The sequence below is a fragment of the Tangfeifania sp. genome (genome assembly GCF_055108615.1).
Map to the genome: position 1 here is coordinate 1 of NZ_JBSQIC010000103.1, position 12,208 is coordinate 12,208.

At 41.9% G+C, this 12,208-nt stretch carries 12 protein-coding genes; 5 read left to right on the forward strand and 7 right to left on the reverse strand.

Annotation, left to right across the window (positions count from 1 at the left end; all coding sequences use genetic code 11):
• The first annotated feature begins 292 nt into the window (after window positions 1-292).
• Complete coding sequence (locus ACTCNA_RS16060; protein WP_462948952.1) at window positions 293-496, forward strand: hypothetical protein; 204 nt, start codon at window positions 293-295, stop codon at window positions 494-496.
• A gap of 116 nt (window positions 497-612) precedes the next feature.
• Here the strand turns inward: ACTCNA_RS16060 and ACTCNA_RS16065 are convergent, their stop codons facing one another.
• The 7 genes from ACTCNA_RS16065 to ACTCNA_RS16095 form a co-directional block, all read right to left on the reverse strand.
• Window positions 613-1,455 (reverse strand): phosphate ABC transporter ATP-binding protein, encoded by an 843-nt coding sequence (locus ACTCNA_RS16065; RefSeq protein ID WP_462948953.1) that lies wholly within the window; start codon window positions 1,453-1,455, stop codon window positions 613-615.
• Window positions 1,452-2,306, reverse strand: a complete 855-nt coding sequence (locus ACTCNA_RS16070; protein WP_462948954.1) for a PstA family ABC transporter permease — start codon at window positions 2,304-2,306, stop codon at window positions 1,452-1,454. The genes ACTCNA_RS16065 and ACTCNA_RS16070 overlap by 4 nt, the downstream gene beginning before the upstream one ends.
• On the reverse strand, window positions 2,303-3,190 hold the full coding sequence (pstC, locus tag ACTCNA_RS16075) for a phosphate ABC transporter permease subunit PstC (protein WP_462948955.1): 888 nt from the start codon (window positions 3,188-3,190) through the stop codon (window positions 2,303-2,305). The genes ACTCNA_RS16070 and pstC overlap by 4 nt, the downstream gene beginning before the upstream one ends.
• Before the next feature lie 46 nt (window positions 3,191-3,236).
• The gene (locus tag ACTCNA_RS16080) at window positions 3,237-4,175 is read right to left on the reverse strand and encodes a PstS family phosphate ABC transporter substrate-binding protein (protein ID WP_462948956.1); all 939 of its coding nucleotides are present in this window, start codon (window positions 4,173-4,175) and stop codon (window positions 3,237-3,239) included.
• Between the two features lie 26 nt (window positions 4,176-4,201).
• Complete coding sequence (locus ACTCNA_RS16085) at window positions 4,202-5,524, reverse strand: alginate export family protein (protein ID WP_462948957.1); 1,323 nt, start codon at window positions 5,522-5,524, stop codon at window positions 4,202-4,204.
• Between the two features lie 110 nt (window positions 5,525-5,634).
• Complete coding sequence (locus ACTCNA_RS16090) at window positions 5,635-6,276, reverse strand: response regulator (protein ID WP_462948958.1); 642 nt, start codon at window positions 6,274-6,276, stop codon at window positions 5,635-5,637.
• Window positions 6,273-7,241 carry a sensor histidine kinase gene (locus ACTCNA_RS16095; RefSeq protein ID WP_462948959.1) on the reverse strand — a complete coding sequence of 323 codons (969 nt, stop codon included), beginning with the start codon at window positions 7,239-7,241 and terminating at the stop codon, window positions 6,273-6,275. The genes ACTCNA_RS16090 and ACTCNA_RS16095 overlap by 4 nt, the downstream gene beginning before the upstream one ends.
• Window positions 7,242-7,275: 34 nt before the next feature.
• Here ACTCNA_RS16095 and ACTCNA_RS16100 point away from each other — a divergent pair, with 34 nt between their 5' ends.
• From ACTCNA_RS16100 to ACTCNA_RS16115, 4 genes are all read left to right on the forward strand, one after another.
• Window positions 7,276-8,613 (forward strand): glycoside hydrolase family 2 protein, encoded by a 1,338-nt coding sequence (locus ACTCNA_RS16100; protein ID WP_462948960.1) that lies wholly within the window; start codon window positions 7,276-7,278, stop codon window positions 8,611-8,613.
• 274 nt (window positions 8,614-8,887) lie between these two features.
• A complete protein-coding gene (locus ACTCNA_RS16105; RefSeq protein WP_462948961.1) occupies window positions 8,888-9,139 on the forward strand; it encodes a DUF6364 family protein in 252 nt (83 codons plus the stop codon).
• Complete coding sequence (locus ACTCNA_RS16110) at window positions 9,136-9,546, forward strand: type II toxin-antitoxin system VapC family toxin (protein ID WP_462948962.1); 411 nt, start codon at window positions 9,136-9,138, stop codon at window positions 9,544-9,546. Before ACTCNA_RS16105 ends, ACTCNA_RS16110 begins: the two co-directional genes overlap by 4 nt.
• A 3-nt stretch (window positions 9,547-9,549) precedes the next feature.
• The gene (locus ACTCNA_RS16115; protein ID WP_462948963.1) at window positions 9,550-11,976 is read left to right on the forward strand and encodes a helix-turn-helix domain-containing protein; all 2,427 of its coding nucleotides are present in this window, start codon (window positions 9,550-9,552) and stop codon (window positions 11,974-11,976) included.
• The last annotated feature ends 232 nt before the right edge of the window (window positions 11,977-12,208 follow it).

The following is a 12,208-nucleotide window of genomic DNA, read 5'->3' on the forward strand; positions in this document are numbered from 1 at the left end:
CTGGCTTGTGAGCGTCCCGATTTCTAATCGGGAAGGTCGTCTATAGTACTCGCGCCTCTCGCTACGAAAACCAAAGGGAAAGTTGACAAACAGCTTTCCCTTTTTTTAGTTTATATTGACTTGACTTATATAACCACCATTAGTATGACTTTCTAAAATGAGATTAACAACCTGAACCACGATTGTTTCTCTTTTAGGTCTTTTTCAAATTGAACTATTTTCCTGGATTTTTGTAAAACGAACAATGCATTTTGCACACTGTTTACTATTTTTGTATTAAAATTTCTGAGCTATGGCAACATACAACATCACCATCAACGAAAAAACAAGGGCCGGCAAAAAGCTGGTTGCCCTGTTGGAGTCGTTAAACGAAGTGGTTTCTTTCTCTAAGGTTAAGAAAAACAAAGGACTGGATGAAGCCATGGAAGATGTTAAATATGGCCGCCTTCATAAAGCTGAAAATGCAAAGGACCTCATCAATAAATGCCTTTCTTAATGTATTCCATCCGGTTTACCAACAGGTTTAAAAAAGATGTCAAGCGTTGTAAAAAAAGAGGGTATGGCTCGCTTCAAAATCTAAGGTCACTTCTACAAAAGGGCGAAGGCAAATTACTAATTCCCATCCACCAGGTACTTTCTCAGAATTTTGGTTTTAGGGTTTTTCAAAATTTCATCGGGATGGCCCTGTTCAATAATCTCACCATAATACATAAAAACAACATGGTCGGCCAGTCGTAAGGCTTGGCGTAATACGTGTGTTACCAGTATAATCGTATAATGTTGTTTCAAATCTTTAAATAAATTTTCTATGATTTTTGTCGAAATCGGGTCAAGCGCCGATGTAGGTTCATCGGCTAAAATAATTGCCGGTTTCACTGCCAGTCCGCGCGCCAGGCAAAGCCGTTGTTGCTGGCCGATGGATAAGCTGGTAGCAGGGCTTTTCAGCCTTTCTTTTACTTCATCCCACAAGCCAACCCTTTTCAGGTTTGTTTCCACGCTGTGTGAAATCAATTTTTTCGAACGTATGCCCTTTAATTTTAAGCCGTAAGATACGTTTTTGTAAATAGAAGCCGGCAACGGGAACGGACTTTGCGAAAGCAATCCCATCTTCTGCCGCATAGATGCAAGGTTTTGTCCGGCTTTCATTATATCCTGCCCGTCGATAAGAACCTGACCCGAAACTTCCAATTCTTTGTGCAGGTCTGTCAGCCGGTTTAAGCTTTTCAGCAACGTGGTTTTCCCGCAACCTGATGGCCCCAGCAGGACAACAATTTTGTTCTTGGGTATTTCAAGGTTGATGTTTTTTAAAATTTTCCCTTCCTTGGTTTTAACGTTTAAATCCTTTATTTCGATGATGGGGGTATCTTTAATTTCTTCTGCCATTTCTATTTCGTTTTGCAGGGTAACGCTTTCTGATGAAAGTCCCGATTGATATGTAAAAGCCATTTGTTTCATTTGATGATGTTTTTTGAATATCGTTTTGAAAGCAATCTTGCCGAAACACTGATGATTAAAATAATTACTGTTAGTACAACTGCAGCCGCATAAGCACGTTGCCTTACTTCTTCAATTGGGGAACTCAGTTGAAAAAATATGGACAGGGGCAAGGTGGCCACGGGCTCATCTAAAGTAACCGGGATATTATCGGTAAACCCTGCAGTAAAAAGTACCGACGCAGCATCGCCAATTCCACGCCCGAATGCAAGCAAAAGGGCGGTAATAAATCCTGCAAAGCCTTGTTTGAACAACACCTTTAATGCAGTCTCTGTCCGCGTTGACCCGAGCGAATAAGATGCTTCCTGAAGTTCCACCGGAATGGTTTTTAAAACTTCATCGAAAGCCCGAACCAAAATTGGCGTTATCAATAATGCCACGGTTATTATTCCGGCAATAAGCGATGCATTTAACCCTAAAAACAACATGACTGCAAAACCAAATGCCCCGTAAACAATCGAAGGAATTCCCCATAGTGCATCCAGGAAAAAGCGAATTGTATTTTGTGTGCGCTTTAGCCTGATTAGCTGGACATTGATAAACAATGCCGCAGGCAGGCCAATAATTACGGCAAGAACGGTTGCCCCTAATGAAAGGTAAAAAGACCCCACAATGGCGTTTAAAATTCCGCCTCCGCCGCCAAAATAGTAACCACCCTCAGGCATGGAAAACACAATTTCCCATGATAACGCGCCAATTCCTTTTTTAAAAACCACAACCAGCAAGTATAAAAGAATTAATACTACTGAATAGGCGGCTATAAATGAGACAATTTTAAAAAACCATTCCTCAATTATTTTCCAACGGTTCATATCTTTTCGGTTTTATGAATGAAATACCTGAAGAACAGGTTGATAATCAGAATCACAACAAATAAGAGCAACGCAGCAAACATAAGCGCCGAGTCGTAATCGGGAATCGACATCATTTCGCCGTAATTATTGGCAATTAAAGCTGGAAGCGGGTAACCAGCTTTAAACGGCGAAAGTGTTACATTCAGGGTGTTGCCAACCACCATTAAAACGGCAATGGTTTCGCCAAAAGCTTTGGCAATTCCCAATCCAAAGGCTGAAATAATTCCGGGAAAACCCTTTCGGATAATCACATGTTTCACCATCTCCCAGTGTGTGGCGCCCAGCGACAGCGAAGCCTCTTTCATTCCAACCGGAATAGTGTGAAAAACCTCTATAAGCATATTCAGCATATAAGGAATACACATCACGGCTAAAACAATCCCTCCGGCCAGTAAACTGTACCCTGAACTGGTTGCCCCGAAAAACGGAGCAATACTCCCTGAAACCAACGGAACGATTACAAGAATTCCCCAAACGCCATAAACAACCGATGGGATTCCGGCAAGGATATCGATAACCGGAAGCATAAAATTCAGCAATCGCCTCTTGCTAAACTGGGTAAGATAAATGGCAGCAAACAAACACAAGGGTGCCGAAAGAATAAAAGCCAGCAGGGTTACATAAAACGAACTGAAAATAAAAGGCAAAAAACCAAATTCACCTTTCATGGGGAACCATTTCGAAGAAAAAATCAGGTCTGCCAGCGAATGTTCATTTAAAAGCGGGGCAGCTTTCCAGTACAGCCCAATGCCAATGAGAACAGGAATAGCCAGTAAAATATACAAGCCTCCCCGCATCCAGATGTTAACCAATAAATCGGTCAACCTCCTTTTTCTGTTCATATTTTGTTTTGTTTTTTTATTCAATTCAAGTGTCGTATCAACTCTATTATTTATCCAATTTGGCAACTTGTTCATCCAGCCTTGATTGCGTTAAAGGGACGTAACCAGCTTCAGATACAAACTTTTGCCCATCAGTTACTACCCATTTCAGAAAATCGAGCGTAGCTTGTTTCGCGGGTTTTCCTTTGGCAACCAAATAAAGTTCGCGTGCCGGTGGCGAAGGGTATTTCCCCTCAGCAATGGCCGCAAGTACCTGGTCAAACGTGTCGTAAAAATTTTCTTCCGCATCCAGTTTGCCGTTTTCGTTTATGTCAATCGGGATAACCTCAATCCCTGGATTTTTATTTCCCGTTTTTAAATCGTACAGGTAAATGGTGTTATTGAACCCGATTCCTTTTTCATCTTTTACCACGGCATCTGCCAGTCCGGGGTCGCCAAACACGCCAACCCCTTTCAAATCCTCCTGTGACCCTCCAAGGTACGCTGCCCAGGTACCGGCAGCTCCGCAGGCATCAGAACGGGTGAAAACATTAATCGTTTGGTCTGTTGTTATTCCCGGAAGCTGATTCCAGTTCGAATACTTGCCGTCAATGTACAGCCCCTGAAATTCTGCGCGTGTTACTCCCCTGGTTTTCAAAACCTCAACAACCGGACTGGCAGCGTTTACAGTTGGGATTACTGCATCTTTTGTTACAGCAACCCACCATACGCCTTGATCAATTTCGGCTTGTACTATTTCGCGTGAAAACATGCCCAGGTCAACTGTTCCCGAAAGCGCATCAGCCATACCTTTACCAGCGCCACCGGCTGAAATATTAAATCGTATGTCAGGATTTACCTTTTGGTATTCTTCACTCCATTTAACAACCAACGGATACAAAGCGAAAGCCCCGGAAAGACTGATTGTACTTTCTTTCTTTTTGTTGGAAGCACATCCTGTAAACAGGAGGATTGCCACTATGGCATAACTAAAAAATGATTTCATGTTATTTTGTTTTTAATGTTTAAGTATTATTGTTGTTGGAATAAAGTTGGGGTAAGGGTTAGCTGAAAATAAACAAATTGTTGAAGGACTGCATTGTCAACTCCCTGAAGGGTTTTGAGTGTTTCTGTTGGGAGGTAGAAAATACAACCACTTTCCAGCGCACCCCAATCACTGAATGTATATTTTAGCACCAAATCGTTTTCATACCCCAGGTTTTTATCATCCGGTGTAGCCGGGTTGGTTTGTGCCAGTTGAAAATAATGCCCAATGTTGCGTACGCTTACTGCTTTTGAAAATTTGTAATCGAGGTAAAAATAGTAGTCGGCCAGGCCGCCCTGGTTGGTATGTGAGGCAAAATTCCTGAAATAATCCATGTAACCGTAGAACCTGTGCCTTGCCCCGTAATGAATATCAAACAGGTTTTCGGTGGTTTGTTCTGTGCAGGTTTTACTGTTTCCCGAAAGAAAGGTAATACCTATCCCGGGGGTAAAATTACCGGCTTTATAGCTTCCGTCAATGGCAAACAGGTAAGCGCTAACATCCTTGCCTGTTTTGGTTTTCCCGTATTGGTAGTAAGCCTCGCCCCATAAATTTAAACCATTGTTTTTATAGGTTGAATAAAAACCGGTGGTATGCTTATAATACAGTGTATTGGTTGTGTCGGTTTCGGGTGTCCCTGCTGCCAGGTGGAGCAGGGATAGTGTCAGGTTTTCGCCATACGCACGGTTTGCCCACAAAAAATTCAGGTTTTTTATCCGGTTCGATGGATAAAGGTTTTCTGACGATGTTCCGGCAAGGCTGTTCCAGGTGCTTCCCAGGTGGATATTCCAATCGGCAGCTTTCAGTTTAAAAAGCACTGCATCGTAAGTTAACCCGTTGTTGTTCCAATTACGGGCAGCCAGCAGGCGCTGGTTGTCGTACTTTAATGGCTGGCGGCCAACGGAAACCCATCCTCGATTTCCAAGCTTTAATTCTGCATACCCTTCAAAGAGTTCAAGTGAAGCATCGTCGCCAAAAACCCCGGTGGAACTTCTTTGAGATTCATCGCCCCAAAGCCTTACATCCTGCGGGGTGAGTTTTAATTTAAAATTTTCGGTTTCGTAACTGAAGGATATCCGGGTGCGCTGCCAGATTAACCCAGCGGGTGTTGAGCCATCAGGTGAAAGCCCGCGGTAACCATCGCGTAATTCAAAACGGTTCCGGAAGTGAGCATCAACCGAAAATTGTGCAAATCCATTTTTAGATATGACGCAAACTACTAAAAACGTAAAAAAGTAATTTGGCTTGAACGATAATTTTAACTTCCTCTGACCTGAAATTGCTTTTTCGCAGCTATTGAATCCAAACATAACTTTTGCATAAAAAACTTATTGTACAAAAGTATTTTGGCGAAATCAGACAGGGAACAGTCTAAAAACGTAAATTTCCGACTACGTCTTTAAACGTAGAACAAGTATTATCAGATTTGAAGCAAACCGTTCTTTATGGCATAAATAACCAGGTTGGCCGTATTTTTTGATTGTGTTTTGAGCAAAAGGTTTTCCCTGTGTTTATCTACCGTGCGCTTACTGAGAACCAACCTGTCTGCAATCTCATTGTTTGTTAGTCCCTTGCAGATTAACAACAAAACTTCTGTTTCGCGTTCAGTTAATTCACTGTCAAGAACGTTAAAACTGGCTTTGTCCGGGTATTTCAGGATTTCGTTCAGGATTTCGATGGATATGTAGCTTTTGTCGTTACAAACATCTGTAATTGCTTTTTCCACTTCATCAAAATTGGAATTTTTGAGCAGAAAACCACAAGCCCCGGCGTCAATCATACTCAGGTAATAGTTTTTATCTGAATACATAGATAAAGCAAGGATTTTGATAGAGGGTTGAATTTCCCTGGCTCTTTTGGCCGCCTCAATTCCGTTCATAACCGGCATTTCAATGTCAATTAAAGCCACATCAACCGGATTGTTTTTCAAACCTGTTATAAATTCTTCTCCATTATTTGCTTCATATATTTTCCCAATGAAACTAAGGTTGGAAAGCAACAGTTTCAATCCTTGCCTAAACAGGCCGTGGTCGTCCACGATATAAATATCAACTTTATTCATTGTTTTGTTTTGTTTAACGGGAAAAAGAATTCGATTAAAAAACCATTCTCCGGCGCTGTTACAATTGAATAATGTCCGTTCAGTGATTTGGTCCGCGAAAAAATATTATTCATCCCCATTCCCCTGTCTCTGTACTTTTCGTTTACCGGTTCATATTCAAAACCTTTCCCATCATCCAGATAACGGATATGAATATATGCATCTTTCTCTTTTATTTCCACATATACTTTTTGTGGATTGGCATGAATAAAACTGTTGTTCATCAATTCAGAAATAATCCGGTAGAAATTGATGTTCATTTCATCTGACAGCCGTTTTTCATCGATTTGAAAATCAAATTCATATCCAATGTTTTTTTGAGAAAAAAGCTGAGTCGCCAATGTGCCCAGGGCTTGTTTTAGGCCATAGTTTTTTAACAGGTGCGGACTCATGTTATTGGCAATCTCTTTTAGCGTGACAATTGAATTACTTGCAGCGCTATGTGCGGTTTCAATAATTTTAAGGTTCATTGGGGTCAGGTTCTCTTTGTTCACAGCGCTCAGTGTCATTTTTATAGATGATAACACCGGCCCCATCCCGTCGTGCAATTCCCGGGCAAAAGATTGCCTTGACTTTTCCTCCGTGTTAATAACGGCAGACAAGATTTTTTTCTCATTCTCTTCTCTTAACTTCTCAATCTCATCCTGCAGATTAAAAATCTTTTTTATAAAAATTACCCCCACAAAAACAAGCACTGAAATCAAAACTCCAATCCAACCATTTATTTCGTCTTTTGGAAATAATTTCGATTCCCAGAAAAAGCCCGAGAAATCAAATAATCTCCGTAACGCCATTAAAATAAAAGCACACGAAATCAATATCCATGAGATATTAAACCTGGTACGGCGAATCAAACTGATGGCAAGTATAGTGGCAACAATTTGAAAAAGCATAGATAAGAGTAAGGCGATTTTTAATGTAGTCATCTTACAAAATATTTTTAATGTAAAAACAAATATTTTGCTGGTAAATAAAATATCTGTTTCTTTTTACAAAAATAGAAAATCTCAACTATTAATTGAGCCAGATGAATTTATCGACCGTGTGGCCAATGCCGATGGCGATTTCAAAATGGATGCTTTCCCTGTCAATCTGAAATCGGAACAAACAATTAAAGCTGAAATTTTCGATGCTCAGGGAAATTTTGTAAAAGAATGCGAAACCAGCGCTGGCATCAACGATTCACCGGCCACCCTCTACTGCAAAATCGAAAATCCATCCACCTGGACATCCGAAACTCCCAACCTTTATTCGGTAAAAGTTTCGCTAGTTGATGGCACTGAAACGAACTACCAGCTGACCGAAAAATTTGGATTCCGCACCATTGAAATCCGGGAAAGTGACGGGGTGTATGTCAACGGCAAAAAGATGAAATTCAAAGGAATTAACCGGCATGTTTTCTGGTCCGAAACCCGTCGTTGTGTTAGTCCGTCCATCGATTTGCTCGATGTCCGGTTGATGAAAGAGATGAATCTGAATGCAGTGCGGTGCGCCCACTATCCGCCCAATAAATCGTTTCTTCACATTTGCGATTCACTGGGTTTGTATGTGCTCGGCGAACTGGCGGGCTGGCAAAATGCTTACGATACCGAAGTGGGCAGCAAGCTGGTACGCGAGTTGGTCATCCGCGATGTTAATCACCCCTCGGTAATTTTCTGGAGCAACGGAAACGAAGGCGGAACCAACACAGATTTGGACGACGACTTTGCCATTTACGATCCCTCCAACCGGCCGGTCATTCACGCACACCACCGGCCGGACAACGACTACAACGAAATCGACTGCAATCATTATGAAAATTATTACAGCTCCAAAAAGTTACTGGAAGTACCTCTGATTTACATGCCCACTGAATTGTTGCACGGCCAGGACGATGGCGGAATGGCAGCAGGGCTTGGCAATTTCCGGGAATTGTTCTGGAATTCGGAATTGTTAGCAGGCCTTTTGAAAGCCTCCGGAATTTCGGTGGCGTTCAGCAAAGAATACGGCACCATCAAAAGAATCGGAAATGATATGGGGCTGCCCATCCCGTTTAACAACGGCCCGGTTTTGGTAAGTGGTGAAACTGAACTTACCGGCATCCGGAATTTTCCTTCCACCAAGTCGCATGAGGTGGGAATGACCTATTCGGGCGATTTGAAGAAAGTAACCTGGACCATGTACCTCAGCGGCTGGTTAGAAATGAATTACGAATATCGGGTAGAAGGCGAACAATATTTTACCGGCATCAGCTTCGATTTTACAGAATCGGATATCATTGGCGCAAAACGGCTGGGCAACGGTCCGCGGTATGTATGAAAAAACAGACTTCAGGGCGTGAAACTGGATGTTTATGAACGTTTTTACAACGATGTACTGGCGGGCGACAATTCATGGGAATCAGCAACGATACATGGAACCTCGGCCCTGCCGGCGAACTCAACAATATGGAAAAACCGGTGCAGCGAACATTGTATTTCTATTTTGGACTGCTGAATTAAAGGTTGAAAAATCCTGGAATATTTTGTAAAAAAAACATTCGTCACTTCTTTTTTTACGTATAATTTTTTTATTTTAGACGTAAAAAAACAAGATGGATACAAAAGTCACCCTACATTTCGATAAGGATGTCATTGAAAATGCGAAGAAATTTGCTTCAGATAATAATGTCAGTTTATCGCGGTTAACTGAATTTTTGTACCGGCAAATAACAACCGGAAGTTATAAAACTCTTGATGATTTCCCTGTGAACGAATGGGTAAATCAAATTTCAGAGGGAGCAGCTGTTTACAAAAAACGAAACCGCAAAGACACGAAAAACGAATTTTTCAACAATAAGAAATGAACGTATTTATCGATGCGAATGTGCTGATAGCCACCCTGAACAAGGAATATCCCTTATTCACCTGGTCATCCAGGGTGTTAAGTCTCCAGGGGAAAAAGGGAATAAAGTTGTACACATCGCCGCTTTGTTTGGCCATTGCTTATTATTTTTCAAGCAAAAAAAGTGGAGAAAAGATGGCAAAGAATAAAATTAATCTGCTTGTTAAAAATATCGGCATCACAAAAATAGATGAAGAAATTACAAAATCAGCGCTTAGCAATAAGCGCGTAAATGGTTTTGAAGACGGACTGGAATATTATTCTGCTTTAAATCAAGATTGCCGGTTTATTGTCACTGAAAATCAACAGGATTTTTATTTTAGTGAGATTGAAATTTTCGGATGTGAGGAATTTTTAAAACAATTATAACCTATGCCTATCGTAAATAACCCGCAACTACAGCTTGCCCGCGATTTTTTAAGCTACACCGGAGAAAATATTTTCCTGACCGGAAAAGCCGGAACCGGTAAAACCACATTTCTGAAAACGCTGAAAAGAAACTCGCCCAAACGCATGGTGGTGGTTGCGCCAACCGGTGTGGCCGCGATCAATGCAGGAGGTGTTACCATTCACTCATTTTTCCAGTTACCTTTTTCGCCTTATGTCCCGGGCGCAAAAATGCAAAACGAAGGCATCCGCAGGTTCAGCAAAAATAAAATCAACATTATTCGTAGCCTCGATTTGCTGGTAATCGACGAAATCAGCATGGTGCGTGCCGACATGCTCGATGCCATCGACGAAGTGCTTCGGCGATTTAAAAACCGCAGAAAACCTTTTGGCGGAGTTCAGTTGCTGATGATTGGCGATTTGCAGCAATTGGCTCCGGTGGTAAAAGAAGACGACTGGAACATCCTGAAAAATTATTATGAAACGCCTTTCTTTTTCAGCAGCAGGGCACTTAAAAATTCCAGTTTTACCGGCATTGAGCTAAAACATATTTACCGGCAAAGTGATCAAGAATTCATCGATTTGCTGAATAAAGTTCGTGACAATGAAATGGACATTGACGACCTCAAAAAACTAAACAGCCGCTTTGTCCCAAATTTCAATCCGCCTGAAGAAGAAGGCTACATCACACTCACCACGCACAACTACCAGGCCAGCCGGATTAATGCCAATCACCTCAACAAACTGTCCACCAAAAAACACACTTTCGAATGTTCAGTGGAAGATGATTTTCCGGAATCCTCCTACCCTGCCAATGCTGTTTTAGAAATTAAAAACGGCGCACAGGTAATGTTTTTGAAAAATGATGCTTCGGTTGAAAAAAGATATTACAACGGAAAAATCGGGAAAGTAACCGATATCAACGACGACCAAATCGAAGTGCTTTGTCCCGGTGACACGGAACCGATTATCGTGGAGCGCGCAGTGTGGGAAAATACAAAATACAACCTGAATGCACGAACTTCGGAAATAGAGGAAAATGTGGTGGGGAAATTTGTGCAGTTTCCGCTGAAACTGGCATGGGCAATTACCATCCACAAAAGCCAGGGCCTGACATTTGAAAAAGCTGTTATAGATGCAAAACAGTCGTTTGCCCACGGGCAGGTTTACGTGGCGCTGAGCCGATGCAAAACCCTCGAAGGGCTGGTTTTGAGCACTCCTCTCGGTTCAGAAAGTGTAATTAGCGATGAAACAGTAATTGGGTTTACTGAGGATGTGGAAGAAAACCAACCGGATAAAAATGACCTTGAAGCTTCCCGTAAAAATTACGAACTGGATTTGATTAAAGAGTTATACGATTTCAGTTTTGTGCTCAGATCGGCTAATTACATTTTGAAAGTGTGGGAAGACAATACTGAATTTTTAATGGGAAACCTGAATGAAACGTTGCGTAAAATGCTTGTTCCGGTGAAAGAAAAGATGGCCGATGTGGCAGAACGCTTTTATGTTCAGGTGAAAAATTTACTGAAAGGTTCCGGGCCTGCTGAAAATAATCCTGCTTTGCAGGAACGCATTCAAAAAGCAACGGGTTATTTTTCATCAAAAATGCAAACATTGATTCTCCAGCCGTTGGACCAAGCCGGTTTTCAAACCGACAACCAGGCACTGCGCAAACGCATTACCGACGCACTGGGCAGGCTGGAAATGGATTTGAATATGAAAAAAGCCTGCCTCGAGGCATCCTCGAAACAGTTCACCATAAAATCGTACCTGGAATCACGGGCACTTGCAGCCATTGAAAAACCGACCTCAAAACCCAGAAGTAAAGTGGCGGCAGTAAATGTCAACCATCCGGAATTCTATAAAAAACTGGTGGAGTGGCGCGACCTGAAAGCCGAAGAAACCGGACTGGCCATATCGCGCGTCCTTCGCCAACGAGTGATGGCCGTCATTGCCAACGAATTGCCTGCAACTTCGTCTCAATTGCAGGCGGTAAAAGGAATGGGCGGCAAAAAAATGGAGCAGTTCGGGCAGGAAATCCTGGCGCTGATTCTGGAATACCGCAACAAAAAAGGGATGGACATTCCGCTGAATGCCAACGAAGAAGTGGCGCTGGCAGGACTCAACACCAAAGAGCAATCGCTGAAACTATTTCAGAACGGACTTTCGGTTGTTGAAGTGGCGAAAAAACGCAACCTCGCTCCCTCGACCATCGAAGGGCACCTGGCACATTTTGTACAGAAAGGCGAACTGGATATTTTCGAATTAATTCCTCCTGAAAAATACGAAACCATAAAAACCAAACTCGAACAAAACCCCGACCGGGAAACAACTTCCGAAATCAAAAACAAACTGGGCGATGATTTCTCGTATGGCGAAATCAGGTTGGTGATAGCCGACATGCAAAAATAAACCGGATAATTTTAGCAGCATACTACATAAATTATCGGGTATTTTGTGTAGTCTAATATTAAAATTATCGGATTTTTTATATATTCGTATTAACCCAACTTGTTATCTTACTATCATAAAATTCTGTATTCCAGCCGGATGGATTTAAGATATTCATATTTCGGGTAACACGGATTTTTTCATATAGTAGGGTACGGTTTTATACCCCAGGGCTTCATAAATTTGTTTTGCC